Here is a 19632-nt window from a genome sequence, read left to right on the forward strand (position 1 = left end):
TTTTAGATGTTTATTCCTCAGAAGATAATTCTTCCCACTGTTCATACATCGTGTTCAATTCTTCTTCTACAGAATTTCGTTCTTTTGTCAGATCATTTAACAGTGCAACATTTGTTGCATTTTCAGGAACCAGAAATTCTTCATCAATTTCAGCCAGACGGTTTTCAAGCTGTTCGATCTTGTCTTCCAGCTTTTTCAGATCATTTGCTTTTTTTCGAAGTCTTGCCTGTTCGGCTTTGTTTTCCTTCCAAGAGAGCTTTGCCTGGGATTCTGCCTGTTTTTCCTGAGAGACAGTATCAGATACTGGTGCAAATGCCTGCTTTCCGGTGGAAGCCGGCTGGGCTCTGTGGCTTTCGTAGTAATCATAGTTTCCAATATAATTGGTTAACTGCTTATCCTTTAATTCGATGATCCTTGTTGCTGTCTGATTGATAAAATATCGATCATGGGATACATAAAGGACTGTTCCGGTATAGTTCCGTATCGCTTCTTCAAGGATCTCCTTGGATGTGATATCCAGATGGTTGGTCGGCTCATCGAGAATCAGGAAGTTTGCAGATGAGAGCATCATTTTGGCAAGGGATACACGCCCTTTTTCGCCCCCGCTCAAGTCTGCGATCCGTTTGAACACATCCTCTCCGGTAAACAGAAAGGCGGCAAGAACGTTTCGGATCCTGGTATTGGTCAGGTCGGGATAGGCGTTGCTGATCTCGTCAAATACCGTATTGTTCATATTCAGGACCTGATGCTCCTGATCGTAGTAACCGATCTTGACACGGGAGCCTAAGATGACAGTTCCGTCATCCTTTGGAACAAGCTTGTTGATGATCTTTAAGATCGTAGTCTTACCGGTTCCGTTTCCGCCGATCAGGGCGACATGCTCACCACGTTTGATCTCCATATTCAGATCGGAAAACAGATTATACTGTTCAAAGGCTTTGGACAGCCCTTCGATCGTAAGTACATCTTCACCGCTGATAACGGATGGTTCCAGCGTCAGCCGCATTTCACTGTTTAATTCGGTTGGCTTGTCCAGACGTTCCACACGGTCTAACATTTTTTCACGGCTTTCTGCCCGTTTGATCGATTTTTCACGATTGAACTGCTTTAATTTTGTGATAACTTCTTCCTGATGCTTGATATCTGCCTGCTGGTTTAAGTAGGCTTTCATCATATTTGTCCGGATCTCGGCGCGCTTTTGAGAGAAGTAGGTGTAGTTTCCGTTATATACGGTGCTGTGTCCACGATCAAGTTCTACGACCTTTGTTACGATCTTATCCAGAAAGTAACGGTCATGGGAGACAAGAATCACACTTCCCTGATATCCGGTTAGAAAGGTTTCAAGCCAACTGATCGAATCCATATCCAGATGGTTGGTCGGCTCATCCAAGATGATGATATCCGGTTTTGTAAGAAGAAGTCTGCCGAGTGAAAGACGGGTTTTTTGTCCGCCCGATAAGGTATCGGTATGACGGTCGAAATCTTCTTTGGAGAAGCCGAGACCTTTTAATACTCCGGTGATCTCACTTTCGTAGGCATATCCGTTTTTATATTCAAATTCATGTGTATAGCGGTTATAGGTTGAGAGGGCGGCTTTCAGTTCGTCGCCAGTCAGTGTTGTCATATCCTGTTCCAGTTTGTGGATCTTATCCTGAAGCTCGATCAAAGGCTTCATGGCATCCTCCATCACGCCGTATACCGTATCGTCATAGAAAATATCCTGATGCTGGGAAAGGTAACCGATCGTACGGTCTTTTGATAAAACAATCTGTCCGGAATCTGCTTCTTCTTCCTGCATAATGATCTTTAATAATGTTGTTTTGCCTGCACCATTGATACCAACGATCGCCATTTTTTCCTTATCTTCAAGATGAAAGGATACATTGTCGAGAATTACGTTGGTTCCGAATGCTTTACTTATATTTTGACAATCGAGAATCATAAGATTCCTCCTTATTTTCTTATATCATGTCAGATCTCATAACATTATATCGGTGTGTCAGGAAATAAGCAATATCCATTGAAATAGAATTTTAATAAAAAGGGAATATTTTCACATAAAATTTAGAAAAAGGTTATGTCATAAAAATTGACTGACAAGGGAATAAAATGGTATCATAACAGTGTATTTTTGTGCGCTTTTTACGGGTGAAAGTTATTTGAAAAGCAGGTGGTTATATGGAACGTAATAATGAGTCTCTGGCACTGATCAGTGACAAAGATATTCAGGAATTGAATGATATAAGAACGAAGCTGGAACAGACGTTGATGACGAAGCTCAGAAATGCCGGAATCTATTTTCACAGTATGTCGAGAGTAAAGACACTGACGTCATTACAGCGTAAGTTAGATACAGGAAAATATGGCACGGGAAAAGATGATAAGAAGATACAGGATCTGATCGGTATCCGTATTAATTTATTTTATACAGAAGATATCAGGATTAGTGAAGCACTGCTCGAAGACACCTTTATGGTAGATAATTGGTCAAAGACAGCATGGGAAGAGAACCGGTTTGAAGCCCAGAAGTGCAATGGTGTATTTAAGATCCCAAGCAAATATCTGATCAACATATCCGATCAGTTGTGGGAGCAGCCATTTGACCGGACCTTTGAGGTTCAGCTCAGAACGGTTCTGTTTGAGGGCTGGCATGAGATCGAGCATGAGATGCGGTACAAGTATAAAATGGATGAAGGCTTTGATGATAACAGAAGCAGTTTGTGGGATGGACAGGAAAAGGATGCCCGCATGATGAACAGCATCATCGCAAACCTAGAGCTGTGCGACTGGTCAATCGTGCAGATCTTCGATAATCTGGCAAGAGATCAGTATATCAAGAAAAACTGGGAAAATGCGATCCGAAGCAAATACCGGTTAAAGATCACACAGGATAAGATCAAGCCTGAGGTTCGTGCATATTTTGATGAACATCCGGAGGTCGTAGAGAAGTTCTGGGCGGTATCCAAGCAGCAGCTTGTAAATATTCTGCTGAATAAAAAATATCAGAAGGTATTGTCGCCGAATAGGGTAATCTACCTCATTAATAAAGAAGTGGTAAATGACGAATTCATATCAGCACAGCTTGACAGAGAACAGTTCGGCAGGGTGTTGAACAAAGAGATCAAGCAGGAGATCCGGCCGCTGGTATCGGATCTGGTATTTGACCAGACGATACGGATACGGGATGACGGATTTGACCGGGCAAGTGAGATCATATACGAATGGGCGTACCAGCATATCTCCCTGATATTCGGACAGATGCCAAAAAAAATGGAGTCTGTTTCTTATGAAGTGATGGGGTATAAGTTAAAGGTTGTTGCAGAGAAGGAATATTTTCTAATGGATATGCAGACGATCAGCAATGAAGAAGCCGGTATGATCTGGCATGTGGTTGCAGAACTCCGAAAAGAAAGCGATGGATTGTATCTGACCTGCCGTCATATCTGTGAGAATATCTATTCCAGAGAGCGCCGGTATAATCGACCGAAGTTTATGCGGGATATATTTAATCAGGTCGGATTCCTGGATGCGGGTGTATTTATGGATGAAGACACCGAAGCGGTTCCGATATCCGCGGACCAGCTTAAAAATCTTCTTTCGCATGATGGTAGAAGCCTTCCGGTGATCCTTGTAGATAAGCCGGAGCAGATTCCGGATTGGGCGCAGGATTTTGACGGATATACGATCAATGCAGAGGTTCTCTGTAAATCATTAGCTGGTATCTGTCATGTGTTCCTGGGAGATGAGAGCTGCATCAGCCGGATGCAGGAGATCTATGGAAATGAAAGTATTGATGGTGCAGTGTTCTACTGGGGCAGAGACGACGAAAGCCCTACGATATTTACACAGGAAGCTATTCGCAAAGCCTGTTTTGAGGAGGTAAATCACAGCGTCGATGAAGACGAGGAATACGAGAAAGCTTTCCGATATCGACTGCGAGAACTGGTCTGTCAGGAATTCCATTAAAAACCGGGTTGCAAAGATCAGAAAATGGATGTATGATTTGAGCGGAACAAATTTGAATGAAGTGGAGACAATATACAAATGGAAATCAGAGATATAAATGAAATACGGTCAGCGATCAAGTACATGGATTACAAGCCTGTAATGCTGGCAAAGTTTTATGATATTAAGAGCTTATTGTTCAAGGAGATCTTAGAGAACGAAGACTATTACAAGGTTGCAAGCATATTACCGAATCCGGGAAATGACAACAAGATTGTAAAATGTGTCAACATTCTGGATAAGAAATATATGGCAGGACGTGAAGTTGTAGACTGCACGAAGACACCGGGAGCAATACCGGCCGAAGCAGCAGAGGTTCTGAAAAGCATTCGTGCGACAGAAGATCCTGTATCCGTAAAGCTTTCCTTCGGTAAAGAAATGAAAGCTGAGATATATATGAATATTCCAAGAGGTAACAGCCTTACGATCTCAGATATGACGATCACACCGGAGACAGAGCTCACAGTGATGAATCTGTATAATACATATTATACAGAGGGCTTTACACTTGCACTTCACTTTGATGAGTTTGCAGTTGCGATCGAGCCATCTGCTTTAGACGGAATCAAGGGTCAGGGTGATGTATTTGTCTATGCGATGACGAAGAATGCCATTTATAAAGATTTTGGAAGCAGATATTTTGATGTAGATGCGATCCTGAAATATTACAGAGGATAGAAAAAGCTGCGGAGCGAGGAGCTTTGCAGACAGAGACAAAAAGAGAGCTGGAACCGTGGTTGGCAACAGCTCTTTTTATTTACGCGGGTGATGTTCCTGTGAATAAGTTTGCAAAGTGCGTTTAAGCCCGTGTTGGCTGTTTATATGGAGGAATAAATGCTTTGAAGAATAAACTTGCATTATTATCAGGTATATTGTGTATCGGTCTGGTAATTGCGTTTATCTTTTATACCGGAAAGGATAATCAGAAAAAGGAAGGGTATACGACGGCCGGATTTGCCATGGGAACCGCAGTTACGGTATCGGTCTATTCGGATCAGGGCAGACAGGATGCGGATGCAGTGATCGACTGCGTAAGCAGACTGGAGCGTGAACAGATCTCATGGCGGATAGAAGGCGCAGAGGTATACCGTGTGAATCATGAATATAAGGCAGGAGAGCCTTATGAGATAAGCTATGACCTGGCATCTGCGGTCTTGCAGGAAAAAGAAGTAAGCGCGGCAGGAGATGATCTGCTGGCACTCACGATCCGTCCGTTAGCGTCCTGCTGGGGTATCGAAGATGGGAAGAAAGAAGTACCGGAGACTCAGAAGATAGAAGAAGCCTGTTCGGTAGTTAACGATTCGAAAGTGCATATCGTAGACGAACAGGGAAAAGAGCTGACACAGGTAAATGAGCTTTCAGAGGATGGAACATGGTATGTGCTGTTTGATGAAACAGGCTTAAGCCTTGATTTCGGTGCGATGGGAAAAGGCATTGCCTGTGACCGGGTGGCAGAAAGCCTTGAAGAAAATCAGGTGGAAGGCGCTTGTGTGGCAGTCGGCGGCAGCGTTTTATGTTACGGCGCAAAGCCGGATGGTTCCGGTTTCCGGATCGGTATTCGTGATCCGAGAGGAAATGAAAATGATATGATGGGAACCGTAGAAGTCCGGTCAGACAAGCATCCGGTCTATATATCAACATCCGGCGATTATGAGAAGTATTTTATTCAGGATGGAAAAAGATATCATCATATCTTAAATCCAAAGACCGGATACCCGGCAGACACCGGAACGATATCAGCGACAGTGATCTGTGAAAGCGGTGCATTAAGTGATGCCTTATCAACGATGTGTATTCTGCTTCCGGCGGATCGGGCACTTAAGCTTGTAAAAAGCTTTGACGCAGATGTGATCCTGATCGATAAGGATAAGAATATATATATGACCGAGCAGGCAGGAAAACAGTTCACGATAACAAATGGAGACTATAAAGTAAAATGATAAAAAAAAGAGACATCATTCTGGCATTTGTGATGATCCTTTTAGGAATCGTCTGCTGTGGAGTCATCCGGCTGGGTCAGAAAAAAGGCAGTCAGGTTATTATATATGAAGACCAGAAAGAGATTGGCAGATATGATCTGAATACAGATACCACGAAAGAGATTCAGACCGCAAAAGGAATGAATATTCTGGAAATAAAGAATGGAATGGCATATGTAACAGAAGCAGACTGTCCGGATCAGGTATGCATCCGTATGGGGAAGATATCAAAGACAGGAGAAACTATCGTCTGCCTGCCGCATAAGCTGGTGATTCAGGTGGAGGGTGATGTTGGACAGAAATCAGAATATGATAATCGATAAGGGCTATTCATAGTATAGCAGGAAAGGCATATATAGAAAGAAAAGATGGGGAAGAAACAAAAAAATTCCAAAAAAAAATCTACAAATAGAAAGATACAGAAAAAGGCTCATAACAGCGCAGAAACGATAGCACAGCTTGGAATGTTTATTGCGGTTGCAATGGTGTTTTCATATATCGAATCCTTTATCCGGATCGATATCGCGGTACCGGGAATCAAGCTCGGACTTGCCAATATTGTAACTATTGTAGTGCTGTGCAAGCTTGGACTTGCGGATGCGGTTTTGGTATCCGTGCTCCGTATCTTCCTGTCGTCTTTATTATTTGGCAATTTTACCGTTATGATATACAGTCTTGCCGGAGCAGCAGTCAGCATGCTGTTTATGTGGATCTCTGTTAAGATTGGTTTTTTTTCAACAACGGGAACGAGTATTCTTGGAGGTATCGGACATAATGTTGGTCAGCTTATCGTTGCATATCTGGTGATAAAGAACCAAAATATCCTGATATATGCTCCGGTTTTACTGGTCTCTGGAACGATCACGGGAGTTCTGATCGGTCTTGCGGCAGCATTTGTCATGCGGGCGGTTGGCGGCCAGATTGGCAAGTTTTAGGGTTGTTTTTGACCCTGTGAAGTATTATTATATGATTAGTTTTTCTCGATAACAGAGAATGAATTGATAAGAATAACGAGAGAAAGAGGTATGCAGATGGGTTTATTAACTTTTTCGGGTGGTATTCATCCATATGAAGGCAAAGATCTAACAAAAGACAAGCCTGTCAGAGAATATCTTCCAAAGGGAGAGTGTGTTTATCCGCTCAGTCAGCATATAGGTGCACCGGCTGTTCCGATCGTAAAGCGTGGCGACCGTGTACTGGTAGGACAGAAGATTGCAGAGGCGGGAGGATTTGTTTCGGCAAATATCCATTCTTCAATCTCAGGAACGGTAAAAATGATCGAACCGAGGATGACAAGTGGCGGTAATAAAGTAAATTCAATCGTAATAGAAAATGACGGTTTATTTGAGACGGTTGATTTCTCCGAGAATGTGCGAGATCTCTCCACACTTTACAGAGAAGACATCAAGGATATGATCAAGGAGGCAGGTATTGTTGGAATGGGCGGTGCAGGTTTTCCGTCTCACGTAAAGCTGTCACCGAGAAATGAAGATGATATCGAATATATCATTGTAAACGGTGCGGAGTGTGAACCGTATCTGACTTCTGATTACAGAAGAATGTTAGAGGAGACAGATAAGCTGATCCTTGGACTTCAGATCTGTGTAAATCTGTTTGATAAGGCAAAGGGAATTATCGCGATTGAAGACAATAAGCCGGAAGCAATTGCAAAGATCTCAGAGCATCTGGCTGATAACGATAAGATCGAGGTAAAAGTTTTAAAGACAAAATATCCACAGGGTGCGGAACGTCAGTTGATTTATGCAACGACAGGAAGATATGTGAATTCCAAGATGCTTCCTGCAGATGCGGGCTGTATCGTACATAATGCAGATACGATTGTTTCCATCTATGAGGCGGTGATCGAGGGTAAGCCACTGTACACCAGAATCGTAACGGTTACAGGTGATGCTATCGTTAATCCATGTAATCTGCTGGTCCGTAATGGTACAAGCTGTCGGGAGATCATAGAAGCGGCAGGCGGTTTTAAGGATGGCAAGCTGCCGGAGAAGATCATTGCAGGTGGACCTATGATGGGTAAAGCGATGTTCTCGCTCGATGTTCCGGCAGTAAAAGGTCTGTCAGCACTTCTTTGTATGACACATGATGAGGTTCAGGACTGGGAGCCATCTGCATGTATCCGTTGCGGAAGATGCGTGGATGTCTGTCCGGGAAGAATTATTCCGTCAGATCTTGCAAAATATGCAGAACATGGCAATATAGATGCATTCTTAAAGCATGATGGCATGGAATGTTGTGAGTGTGGCTGTTGTTCTTATGTATGTCCTGCCAAGAGACATTTGACACAGACAATAGCCGGAACCAGAAAGAGTATTCTGGCAAGTAAGAAGAAGTAGGAGGTGGAGACATGGAAGAAACAACATTGAGTATTTCTGCATCTCCGCACGTCAGAGATCGGAAAACAACATCATCCCTGATGCTGGACGTGATCATTGCATTACTGCCGGCGAGTGTGTTTGGTGTATATAATTTTGGAACAAAAGCATTTGTGCTGATCTTAACCTGTATAGCATCTTGTATTTTTTTTGAATGGGGCGTGGAAATGCTCCTGCACAGAAACAGTACAGTAAAAGATTTCAGTGCAGTCGTAACAGGACTGCTTCTGGCACTTAACCTTTCGCCGGAGGTTCCTGTATGGATGGCGATACTCGGAAGCGCATTTGCCATTATTATAGTAAAACAGTTATTTGGCGGTCTGGGTCAGAACTTTATGAATCCGGCACTTGGAGCCAGATGCTTCCTGTTAATATCATTTGCGGGAAAGATGACTACATTTACATATGATGGAGTTACAACAGCGACCCCGCTTGCGATTTTAAAGAGTGGCGGAACAGTAGATGTATTAGATATGTTTATCGGAAGAATTGCAGGTACGATCGGTGAGACATCTGCGATCTGTCTGTTGATCGGTGGTTTATATCTGATTATTCGTAAGGTGATCAGCCCGATCATTCCACTGGTTTATATTGGAACATTTTCCGTATTTATATTCCTGTACTCCCTTGCATCCGGCATGGGCTTTGAACCATTATATCTGGCAGCGCACCTTTGTGGTGGTGGTCTGATGTTAGGCGCTTTCTTTATGGCGACCGACTATGTGACCTCACCTATTACAAAGAAGGGAAAAGTGGTATTTGGTATTATCCTTGGACTTTTGACCTTCCTGTTCCGAATCTATGGCGGCTCGGCAGAAGGTGTATCCTATGCGATCATTATTTCGAACCTTCTTGTTCCGTTGATCGAACGGTTTACACAACCGAAGTCATTTGGTAAGGGCGCTGAGCTTCAGAAGGAAGAAGGCGGCTCGGCAGCAGACAGCAAGAAGATGGATAAGAAATCAATTGTCATCGCAACGGTAGCAATCCTTGTCATTACACTTGTTGCCGGCGGTGTGCTTGCATATGTACAGCAGATCACAAAGAAGCCGATCGAACAGGCGGAACAGCAGGCAAAGGAGGACGCATACCGGGAAGTATTTACAGATGCGGATGCCTTCCGGACGGTAGATGGCTTCGACAGTGAGACTGCATCTACATGGCTTTCGGATAAAGGCTATAAGGCAGATATAGATGAGGCAGTAACTGCCTGTGACAAAGATGGAAATGCACTTGGTTATGTATTTGTTATTACATCCCATGAGGCATATGGCGGAGATCTTCAGCTTGCTCTTGGTGTAGCAGAGGATGGAACTACAAATGGTATCTCCTTCCTGTCATTAAGTGAGACAGCAGGTCTTGGTATGCAGGCAGATACTGATGAGTTCAAATCACAGTTCTCAGGCAAGAATGTAGCACAGTTTAAATATACAAAATCCGGTGCGGCATCGGATGAGGAGATCGATGCATTAAGTGGTGCGACGATCACGACAAATGCAGTCACGAATGCAGTAAATGCGGGACTTTCCTATGCAGATTATCTGAAAGGAGGAGCAAACTAATGGGTAAATGTACAGAACGTTTATACAATGGTATCGTGAAAGAAAATCCAACCTTCGTACAGATGCTTGGTATGTGTCCGACACTTGCGGTTACATCATCAGCGATCAACGGAGCAGGTATGGGACTTTCTACAACCTGTATTCTGGTGTTGAGCAATGCGTTTATCTCACTGCTTCGTAAAGTGATACCGGATAAGGTCAGAATACCATCTTATATTGTTATCATTGCTTCCTTTGTAACGGTTATTCAGTTTTTAATGCAGGCATACCTGCCGTCCTTAAATGACAGTCTTGGAATCTATATTCCACTGATCGTAGTAAACTGTATTATTCTTGGACGTGCAGAGAGTTACGCTTCGAAGAATAAAGTTCTTCCGTCAATCTTTGACGGACTTGGAATGGGACTTGGCTTTACGATCGGTCTTACCTTGATCGGTATGTTCCGTGAACTGATCGGAAAAGGCTGTGTATTCGGATTCCAGATCATTGGAGATGGTAACCTTCTTCAGAAGACATCAGGAGCAGGAAAAGCAATCGGAGATGTGCTTGCAGCATATACGCCGATCACAATCTTTGTACTTGCACCGGGAGCATTCTTTGTACTTGCTTTTATTATTGCAACGATCAATAAGAGAAATGCGAAGAAGGCAGCAAAGGCACTTGCAATTGGAGAAGAGATCCCTGCAAGCTGTAAGCCGGAATCCTGTATGGGATGCGCAAACATCATGTGTGCAGGAAGAAAGGCTGCTATGCAGGATACTCAGGTTAATGTTCAGACAAATGCCGGCAAGGCATCCGCTGCACAGACTCCGACAGCACCGGCACCACAGCTGAAAAAGGTTGTGATCCCAGACAAGATAGCAAAGAAACCGGTAGAGCAGGAAAACGGACAACAAGTGCAGTCGGTACAATCAGCGCAGCAGCCGGTTCCAGAGCAACCAGCACCAGTCGTACAGCAGGCTGTTGCTCAGAGTACACTGCAGCCACAGATAGCAGCTTCATCAGAGACTACGACTACTCCGGTTTCACAGGAGCCACAAATACAGGTAGCACAGGCAGTACAACCAGAGCAGCAGCCGGTACAGGAAAAGCCAGCGTCAACCGTGCAGCAGACTCCGGTTCAGGTGGCAAAAGAGATGTCTGACAGACCGAGAATCCATATTCCGGCGAATCTGAATAGAGTACCACATGCAGTTGTTCTCTCAGAGACAGACAATCCGGTTTCAGAGCCAGAGAAAGCGGAAGTAGTATCGGAAGAATCCGATATGGTTGACACATCAAAGCTTGTAAGACCAGATGTTGCAAGTGCAGATCAGGTAAACAAATATCAGGAATTTGATGAGAAACCGACAGATAAAAAGAATAAGAAAAGGGGAGGTAGAAAATAATGCATATTTTATTATTGGCAGTTGGAGCAGCCCTCGTAAATAATGTAATATTAAGCCAGTTCCTCGGACTGTGTCCTTTCCTTGGCGTATCAAAGAGTGTAAACACAGCAACCGGTATGGGCGGGGCAGTTATATTTGTAATGACGATCGCTTCAGCGGTAACGAGTATTGTTTATTATGGAATCCTTTCCCCGCTGGGATTAGATTATCTGAATACAATCGTGTTCATCCTTGTAATAGCGGCACTGGTACAGTTTGTAGAGATGTTCTTAAAGAAGAATATGAAGTCTTTATACGAGTCACTTGGAGTATACCTTCCCCTGATCACAACAAACTGTGCAGTTCTTGGTATCGCACTTTCAAATGTACAGAATGAATATACGATCCTTGAGAGTATAGTAAATGGTTTTGGTTCAGCAGTAGGTTTTGCGATCTCAATTACGATCCTTGCAGGTATCCGTGAGAAGTTGGAATATAGTGATATTCCGGAAGCATTTAAGGGTACTCCGATCGTTCTGATCACATCAGGTCTGATGGCAATAGCGTTCTTTGGCTTTGCCGGATTGATATAAGGAGGGATCGTTATGGATATTACAACAATTCTGATCGCAGTTGCTGTTGTAGCAGGCGTTGGTGTTATCATTGGTATTCTGCTCGGTGTAGCTGGTGAAAAGTTTAAAGTTCCGGTAGATGAAAAGGCAGTTATGGTGCGGGAACTTCTTCCCGGAAATAACTGTGGTGGATGTGGATATCCCGGCTGTGATGGTCTTGCAGCAGCCATTGCAAAGGGTGAGATGCCACCATCTGCATGTCCTGTTGGAGGTGCAGCCGTTGCAGAGGCAATCAGTGCAGCACTCGGCGTAGAGAATACAGCAAGCACTAAGTATGTAGCCTTTGTCAAATGCGCAGGTGACTGTGAGAAGGCAAAGGATGTCTATGACTATGTTGGACCAAAGACCTGTGTTCTTGCACAAAACAGCCCAAATAACGGGCCAAAGGGCTGTACATATGGCTGTACAGGATATGGTTCCTGCAAGGCAGTCTGTGAATTCGGTGCGATTGATATTATAGATGGCATTGCAGTTGTAAATGAGGAAAAATGTAAAGCGTGCGGAAAGTGTGTAGATGTCTGTCCAAGACATCTGATCGAGCTGGTTCCATACGATGCTCCTCATCGTGTCAGATGTAATTCAAAGGAAAAAGGAAAAGAAGTAAAGGCAGTATGTTCAGCAGGGTGTATCGGCTGTTCACTCTGCGTCAGATCCTGTGAATTTGATGCGGTATCGGTAGATCAGAACCTTGCACACATTGATTATGATAAATGTACCCATTGTGGCGCATGTGCCAGAAAGTGTCCGGTCAAGATCATAAGCTGATCAATGTGATCGGATTCAGAATCTGACTGCTGTGACTGATTCATAGGCAGATCGGTGAAACCGATAATTTATATGTCTAAATATATTCTCTGCTTCATATTATGATACGGAAGGTGGATTTTGTTGAAAAGGGAATATAGATGAGATTTTGTGAATTAAAAGAAAAAGAAGTAATAAACTGCAAGGACTGCCAGCGGCTTGGCTTTGTTGCAGATATTGAATTTGATCCCTGCTCCGGAAGAATTGAGGCGATAATTGTTCCAGAGCAGGGAAAAATTTTCTGGTGCTTTGGATCTTGCGAGGAGTATCGCATTGATTTCTGTAATGTAGTAAAGATCGGGCCGGATATTATTTTAGTTGACATTCCACCCCGAATATGTAAAAGTTAGTAGCAGAGAAAATAGAGGGGATAAAATAATTTTCCCTGATTTACGGAGGCAAAAACATGAGATGTCCATTTTGTTATGTTGATGATACAAGAGTTATAGATTCCAGACCGGCGGATGACGGTTGTTCGATTCGAAGAAGAAGACAGTGCGATGCCTGTGGCAGACGTTTTACGACGTATGAAAAGGTTGAGACGATCCCGCTTATCGTAATCAAAAAGGATAAGAACAGAGAGACTTATGACAGAAAGAAGATCGAATCCGGTATCATAAGATCCTGTCATAAAAGACCGGTATCTGCGGAACAGATATCCAAGTGTATCGATGATATCGAGAACGAAATCTTTAATCTGGAGGCAAAAGAAGTAGAGAGTACAACAATCGGTGAGATCGTTATGGATAAGATCAAGGATCTGGATCAGGTAGCTTATGTAAGATTTGCTTCTGTATACAGAGAGTTCAAAGATGTGAATACATTTATGAATGAGCTGAGTAAGTTATTATCTGCAAATTCTGACAAGAAATAGACGGGAACAATCATGGTAGATTCATATAACACAATACTGACACCGGGCATCGATGAGATCGTTGAGAAGAAATCCAGATTTATCGGTTATGCACAGCCAGTTTCTTCAGAAGAAGAAGCATATGCGTTTGTAGAAAGTGTCAAGAAAAAACATTATGATGCACGACACAATTGCCATGCATTTGCAATCGGAAAAGAGAATACCCTTTATCGTTTTTCAGATGACGGAGAACCGCAGGGAACAGCTGGAAAACCGATATTAGAAGTGATATCAGGAAATCAGGTAACAGATATTTGTATTGTGGTTACAAGATATTTCGGTGGTACTCTGCTTGGAACAGGAGGGCTTGTCCGGGCATACACAGAAGCCGCTAAGCTTGCCCTTGCAGATGCCGGCATTCACCAGATGCAGCGCATGAAGCTTATGGATATCACCTGCTCCTATAATGATTTCGGCAAAGTACAGTATCTCTTATCAACAAATGAGATCAGCATAGAGAATACAGAATACGCCGCAGACGTAACCTTCCATACAGCAGTCCCTGTCTCCGATGTATCTATGATCGAAAAGAAGATTACAGAAGCAACAGCAGCCCGCGCTGTCATCGACGAAAAAGGCGAGAAATTCGTATAGATGGGACTCGCTCTTTACGCAAATTATTTTATAATAATAAAAGATAAGCTTGTCTGTAGCGTCATATAGCGTTACAGGCAAGCTTATTTTTGTTTTCCCTAAAAAAAGGTCGGCGGAAAAAGGTAGGACAGATACCGCAGGATCGGCACATAATCCTCCAGATGCAGGAAGATCGGCGAGAAGATCAAAGTGCAGATTACAAGAACTGGCAGAGCCGATACAAACGGCTTATAATGTCGGAAGATGAGCAGACAGATAAAAGCGAATAGCAGACACAGCAGTACATATCCGGACATCTTTAACAGAAATGGCAAGATGGCTTCCGGCTGCTCATATAAGTAGAGCGTAACCACACTGATCAGCCATACCGGTGTTATATTAGCAAGAATACCGGTCAGACAGAAACGCAGTCTTTTCCGTTTGGATACTCTGTCATAGATGTGGTCATCCTGATCCTTCAAATAGACCAGCAAACCGACCAGAGAAGATAAGAACAGAAGAAAACCGGTAAATTCATGAACCGGGAACAGATCTATGCGGTCGGTTGTTCCGTGGTAGGCTCCTGTATTATTGACAGATAACCGGAAGACAGAATCACTGTTCATATAATTTCTGTATTGATCTTCCAGATATGACTGGAAAGAACTTCGATAAAAGTCTTTTGTGGCAGAATTCGATGCCAGATAGTTGACGACAATAGCCGGCGAGAAAGCATCCAACAGCCGGTCAAATAATGTTTCGGAAAAAATTGACTGGAACATCGAAGATGGGGAAGTGTATAAGCGGATGTGGCAGTTCTTGATATCGTGTATAAATGCGTCAGAAAACCCATTGTCAAACGCAAATCCACAGTCATACCGCCCGGATGCAACTTGATCCTTTAATTCCTCCATAGAACCGCATTTCTCGAAAGTAAAACAGTCCTGATGTCCGGAGAGCTCCTGCTCCACCTGTGTCAGGTAACTGTTTGATTCTTCCATATAATATCCACAGATGAATACCGTACTTTTTTCTTCCACCGGCAGATTTTTTATATAGAATGCCGTGAACGGAATGATCAGCAGCAGAAGAAGATTGATGAATTTTTTTGAAGTCCGTTTTAACAGGATTCTGTATTGACGTAACAGCATAAGCAGTTGTCCTTTCATCGATTAATGGTAAAAGCCATTACATAAGTGGTTTAACAGTTGATAATACGGGGTATGTTCAGCAAAATTCTGGATGAAGTCAGGCAGAAGTCTGACCGGAACAATACCGCCTCCGATATAAGCCAGTAAGAAAGCTGTCAAAAATAACAGCAGGCATGCCCCGGAATATCCGGTTGGCAGATACCCGATCAGCAGGATAACGAATCCGATAAACAGGATCGCGGGTATTCCGGCAAAGAATCCCGATATATGAAACTGCAAAGGGGCAAAATGACCGATCGTGCCTCCGGTCATACAGCTAAAGAACAGTATCGTATAGATCATAAATAATGTGATCGTAAGTGTCAGATACTGACTGATTATAATATGCGCTCCGGTGATTCCGTGAAGCTTCAGACGAAGACGTAATGTATCAGAATTCCCTTTTATAAAAGATAAAAAGACGATTCCGCTGAAGAACAGCAGAAGCAGCAGCCCGGATACTATATAATACTGATAAGGGGTATAAGCTCCGGTAAGCTGTAAGTCTTCTCTGATATAAAGCTCTGTTCTGGATAAAACATAATCCATGTAGAGATTATCGGCATCCGTTGCAATTTGATCCAGTGCAGTATCCGGGAGCCCCATTTGATATGCTCCCTGATAAATGATCGTAGTTGCAGCCTGTGCAGTAGCAAGCATTGATGAGGTGGATTTGAATACCTCATTTAGGGTGTATGTCTCTAAAGTACCATCCTGTTTATAAATGACCGTGATCGGATTGTCTTCTCCGTATATAATGCTGTTGATGATATTATCAGGAATGATGATCAGCGCCTTGATCTGGTCGTTTGCAAGCATCTGTCTGCCGTGATCTTCGGAAGCTATCTCGATGAAATGGCAGGTAGCCCGGTAGCTGTCCATTTCACTTACCATAGAATATGCCATCTTGGCATAAGGAGAAGATGCATCGGCAACCAGCCCGACATTGACCGGTTCGATGGTCTGCTCATTATATAATAACCGGTTCGACAGCAGAACGACGACAGAGAGTCCGACCGCCAGAATGAGAGTGATCAGGACAAGCGGAAGAAACCGCTGCTTTATTCTTTTAAGGTCTGTTAGAAATAATCGAAAAAACATAAGAACATTCACATCCAATCTGAATCAGGCACGAAGCATGGCTGCGTAATCTGCACCATTTGCTTCCTGTAGTAAACCATCCTTTAATATATAGATGCGATTACAGATGGAGAGCGCATCTTCTTCATGTGTTGCAACGATAATGCTGCCTCCATTACCGGTATATTCCTTCAGATAGTCCAGAATTCCTTTTTTACAGAGAAGATCTAACGCAGCAAGTGGTTCATCCAGTAATAAAAGATCCGGTCGCTCCAGCATACAGATAGCAAGGCTCAGACGTTTCTTCATACCACCGGACATTGTACTTACCTTCTGATGAAGAAAAGCATCTACACCGAGTTTTTTTAAGATAGAGAGGCTGTAGGTGCTGTTTAGCTCGGCAGATCTGCCGGAGTACCAGAGCTTCAGATTATCCAGACCGGACAGCTCCGGAATCAGTGGATTTTCCTGTGGAAGAAAACTGACCGTATTATCCGGTTCGTCAAAAGAATAAGTGCCATGATCCTGTCGGAGTCCGCCGGACAGAATACCAAGCAGCGTTGATTTTCCGGAACCGTTGATTCCCAGAAGCCCGATACATTCACCGGGTGCAACTTGCAGGGAGATATGATTTAGTACCATTTTCTTTTTATAATTTTTTCCAATATCATTTACAGTAAACATATTAATAATCCTCTTCAATAACCTGAAAATCCAGATAGTCGAATTCAATCGCTTCCACGAAATTATCATGATTGAAACGTGTTCTTGCGTGGAGAATAAAATCATTTTGATTTTTCTTCAGCCAGATCGGTTTTGCAAGATCAAATTCATAGCACATTTCCTCTAATGCTTTGTATACCTTTTTTGTTCGTGTCAAAGACGCATCATCTATACAGACAACCGTATCCTTTATCAGCCGGTTATCCTTCATTATTTTACCCCATACTCGGAACATAAGTTAAAACCTCAATTTCTATATAATATATGTAAAAATATTGCATACCACAAAAATCATTCTGTAATCTGTCATAAAAAACTGTATTTCAATTTCCATATGAAGTCAAGCATAAATAAATGTAAGTTGTTCAAAATTTTTATACACGAAAAACACATTTCTTCTACATGGAAAACACACTTCTTACACAATTACAGATTATAGTATAACCTGTAAATAAGAAAGAGAGCAGTAAACAAAAGAAAGCTGCTGTTACATAGAAAGAAAGGATGATTGATTATGGATGAGAATTTTAGAGAAGAACAGGATCGTCAGTTCGACTCAGAAAGCCAAACACAGGAACAGACACAGACAGCTTCCGAACAGACGACGGAACAGATGAATATGCAGAATGAGAATAGCTCCTATGGACAGAACTATGGAAGCAGCAACGTATATGGACAGACTGGTGCAGAACAGAACGCAAATGCATATAACCGGCAGAATGCACAGAGTAGTATGTATCATGGAACACCGGGACAGAATATGTATTTTGGCGGTGCATTTTACTCCAGTAATCAGCATGCAGGATATAACAGCCAGACCGGCTATACATCAGCTTACACGAATCCTTCAGGAAATACAGCACAGGGTTCAGGTGCTTCCACGCAGAATGTGACAGGTTATTCCGAAAATGTTAATAAAGCGATGCAGAAAGCTGCTGAGAAGGAAAAGAAAAAATCGGAAAAGATGGTACGCTCAGCAAAGAAGAAAGCAGATAAAAAAGCTAAGAAAGAAATGAAGAAAACAAACGGTGGAAGAAGTACAGGAAAGAAGGTAGCAACGACTATAGCTGCGGCAGTTGTCTTCGGACTGGTTGCAGGCTGTGTCTTCCAGGGTGTCCGGTATGGCAGCGATAAGTTCTTAAAGAAAGAAAATCAGACGGTTCAGATCGGATCAGATACAACTACAAGCTCCGCTTTGCTCGATGCAAATGCCTCCGGAAGCACCGGTGACGACAGTGTAGCAGATGTAAGTGCAACTGTAATGCCATCCATTGTATCCATAACAGGAACATATGTAACAACATATCAGTACTGGTTTGATACCTATGAGCAGGAGCAGTCAGGAGCAGGCTCAGGTATCATAATCGGAAAAGATGAAACAAACCTTTATATCCTGACGAACTATCATGTAGTAAAGAATGCAAAAGAATTATCAGCAGGATTTATAGATGGTGAATCAGCCGGTGCAGAAGTAAAAGGCTATGACGAATCAAATGATGTAGCGGTTGTAACCGTTCCGTTAAAGAAGATCAAGGACGACACATTAAGTCAGATCAAAGAGATCACGATCGGTTCATCCGAGAACTTAAGAGTCGGAGATCCATGTATCGCTATTGGTAACGCACTTGGATATGGACAGTCGGTAACAGTAGGATATATCAGTGCTCTTGACCGTGAAGTCAGTGTAGATGACGGAACTGTAAAGGTTCTTCAGACTGATGCAGCTATCAACCCTGGTAACAGTGGCGGTGCTCTTGTAAATATGAAGGGCGAACTGATCGGTATGAACACAGCGAAATATGTAGACAGCACAGTAGAAGGAATGGGCTACGCACTTCCTATATCCGATATACAGGATATCATCAACGATATTCTTGCAGGCAAGAGTACAACCAAATCAGGATCAACCTATCTTGGTGTAACCGTTAAAAATATCACATCTGAATATGCAGAAGGACTGAATATGCCGGAAGGAGTATATGTATATTCGGTAAGTGAAGGATCTCCGGCAGAGAAATGCGGACTTCTTACAGGTGATATCATTGTAGGTATTGATGGAAATGATATTTCAGACAGTACAGATCTTCAAAGCCAAATAGCAAGTGGAAAGGTTGGCGATGAGATCGAGATCGAATTCTACAGAAATGAAAAAGGCGAATATGTTAAGAAAACTGTAAAAGCAACTCTGGAAGCAAAGACAGAAGATCTGACACAGAATAACTAGAAGTTTTAATATATACAGATAGAGAATATCAGACGGAAGCCTTGAATATGGACAGTTATATATATAAGTATAACAGTCATATTTGGGGCTTTTTTCAGGCATAATAAAAAAATGCAAAAAATGTCAAAAAAGTGTTGACATCTGACGTCTGATTTAGTATTATATCAACTGTTCGCGGTACGAA

18 protein-coding genes and 2 pseudogenes are annotated in these 19632 nt (G+C 42.8%); 15 read left to right on the forward strand and 5 right to left on the reverse strand.

Annotated elements, in window-relative coordinates; translation table 11 throughout:
• Positions 1-10 precede the first annotated feature (10 nt).
• Positions 11-1942, reverse strand: a complete 1932-nt coding sequence (locus tag DWW85_RS02745) for an ABC-F family ATP-binding cassette domain-containing protein (protein ID WP_117807420.1) — start codon at positions 1940-1942, stop codon at positions 11-13.
• A 236-nt stretch (positions 1943-2178) separates the two neighbouring features.
• On the opposite strand from DWW85_RS02745, the gene DWW85_RS02750 reads away from it, so the two are divergent.
• The 14 genes and pseudogenes from DWW85_RS02750 (at position 2179) to DWW85_RS02810 (ending at position 14252) form a co-directional block, all read left to right on the forward strand.
• The gene (locus tag DWW85_RS02750; protein ID WP_117807421.1) at positions 2179-3966 is read left to right on the forward strand and encodes a hypothetical protein; all 1788 of its coding nucleotides are present in this window, start codon (positions 2179-2181) and stop codon (positions 3964-3966) included.
• A gap of 78 nt (positions 3967-4044) precedes the next feature.
• Positions 4045-4683 carry a hypothetical protein gene (locus tag DWW85_RS02755; RefSeq protein WP_117807422.1) on the forward strand — a complete coding sequence of 213 codons (639 nt, stop codon included), beginning with the start codon at positions 4045-4047 and terminating at the stop codon, positions 4681-4683.
• Between the two features lie 161 nt (positions 4684-4844).
• A complete protein-coding gene (locus tag DWW85_RS02760; protein ID WP_117807423.1) occupies positions 4845-5945 on the forward strand; it encodes an FAD:protein FMN transferase in 1101 nt (366 codons plus the stop codon).
• Positions 5942-6307: a NusG domain II-containing protein gene (locus tag DWW85_RS02765; RefSeq protein ID WP_117807424.1), complete on the forward strand. Its 366-nt coding sequence runs from the start codon at positions 5942-5944 to the stop codon at positions 6305-6307. The genes DWW85_RS02760 and DWW85_RS02765 overlap by 4 nt, the downstream gene beginning before the upstream one ends.
• A 45-nt stretch (positions 6308-6352) precedes the next feature.
• A complete protein-coding gene (locus DWW85_RS02770) occupies positions 6353-6919 on the forward strand; it encodes a Gx transporter family protein (protein ID WP_117807425.1) in 567 nt (188 codons plus the stop codon).
• 96 nt (positions 6920-7015) lie between these two features.
• Positions 7016-8341, forward strand: coding sequence for an electron transport complex subunit RsxC (gene rsxC, locus DWW85_RS02775; RefSeq protein WP_117785399.1), 1326 nt, complete (start codon positions 7016-7018; stop codon positions 8339-8341).
• A gap of 11 nt (positions 8342-8352) precedes the next feature.
• Positions 8353-9288 (forward strand): annotated as a pseudogene (locus DWW85_RS12850) (RnfABCDGE type electron transport complex subunit D); the annotation flags it as partial.
• A 42-nt stretch (positions 9289-9330) separates the two neighbouring features.
• Positions 9331-9942, forward strand: a complete 612-nt coding sequence (locus DWW85_RS12855) for an RnfABCDGE type electron transport complex subunit G (protein WP_242995999.1) — start codon at positions 9331-9333, stop codon at positions 9940-9942.
• Positions 9942-10598 (forward strand): annotated as a pseudogene (locus DWW85_RS12860) (electron transport complex subunit E); the annotation flags it as partial. The gene DWW85_RS12855 and the pseudogene DWW85_RS12860, both read left to right, overlap by 1 nt.
• A 728-nt stretch (positions 10599-11326) precedes the next feature.
• Complete coding sequence (locus DWW85_RS02790) at positions 11327-11902, forward strand: RnfABCDGE type electron transport complex subunit A (protein ID WP_117785396.1); 576 nt, start codon at positions 11327-11329, stop codon at positions 11900-11902.
• 12 nt (positions 11903-11914) lie between these two features.
• Positions 11915-12706, forward strand: a complete 792-nt coding sequence (locus tag DWW85_RS02795) for an RnfABCDGE type electron transport complex subunit B (RefSeq protein WP_173783569.1) — start codon at positions 11915-11917, stop codon at positions 12704-12706.
• Positions 12707-12846: 140 nt separating this feature from the next.
• Positions 12847-13095, forward strand: a complete 249-nt coding sequence (locus DWW85_RS02800; protein WP_117785395.1) for a YlmC/YmxH family sporulation protein — start codon at positions 12847-12849, stop codon at positions 13093-13095.
• Between the two features lie 56 nt (positions 13096-13151).
• On the forward strand, positions 13152-13619 hold the full coding sequence (gene nrdR / locus DWW85_RS02805) for a transcriptional regulator NrdR (RefSeq protein ID WP_021943105.1): 468 nt from the start codon (positions 13152-13154) through the stop codon (positions 13617-13619).
• Between the two features lie 12 nt (positions 13620-13631).
• On the forward strand, positions 13632-14252 hold the full coding sequence (locus tag DWW85_RS02810; RefSeq protein ID WP_117807428.1) for a YigZ family protein: 621 nt from the start codon (positions 13632-13634) through the stop codon (positions 14250-14252).
• A gap of 98 nt (positions 14253-14350) precedes the next feature.
• Here the strand turns inward: DWW85_RS02810 and DWW85_RS02815 are convergent, their stop codons facing one another.
• Genes DWW85_RS02815 through DWW85_RS02830 form a run of 4 tightly spaced genes read right to left on the reverse strand, consistent with a single transcriptional unit; the run spans position 14351 to position 17459 of the window.
• Positions 14351-15382 (reverse strand): ABC transporter permease, encoded by a 1032-nt coding sequence (locus DWW85_RS02815; protein ID WP_181986483.1) that lies wholly within the window; start codon positions 15380-15382, stop codon positions 14351-14353.
• A gap of 21 nt (positions 15383-15403) precedes the next feature.
• Positions 15404-16522 carry an ABC transporter permease gene (locus DWW85_RS02820; protein WP_117807430.1) on the reverse strand — a complete coding sequence of 373 codons (1119 nt, stop codon included), beginning with the start codon at positions 16520-16522 and terminating at the stop codon, positions 15404-15406.
• Between the two features lie 24 nt (positions 16523-16546).
• Entirely contained in the window at positions 16547-17185 is a 639-nt protein-coding gene (locus DWW85_RS02825; RefSeq protein ID WP_117807431.1) for an ATP-binding cassette domain-containing protein, read from the reverse strand.
• A gap of 1 nt (position 17186) precedes the next feature.
• Positions 17187-17459, reverse strand: a complete 273-nt coding sequence (locus DWW85_RS02830) for a hypothetical protein (protein WP_021943110.1) — start codon at positions 17457-17459, stop codon at positions 17187-17189.
• 279 nt (positions 17460-17738) lie between these two features.
• Between DWW85_RS02830 and DWW85_RS02835 the strand changes: the two genes are divergently transcribed.
• Positions 17739-19448, forward strand: coding sequence for a trypsin-like peptidase domain-containing protein (locus DWW85_RS02835; RefSeq protein ID WP_242995995.1), 1710 nt, complete (start codon positions 17739-17741; stop codon positions 19446-19448).
• The last annotated feature ends 184 nt before the right edge of the window (positions 19449-19632 follow it).

It is taken from the genome of Clostridium sp. AF17-21AC, from assembly GCF_003461365.1.
In the GTDB taxonomy this organism is placed as follows: domain Bacteria; phylum Bacillota; class Clostridia; order Lachnospirales; family Lachnospiraceae; genus Coprococcus; species Coprococcus ammoniilyticus.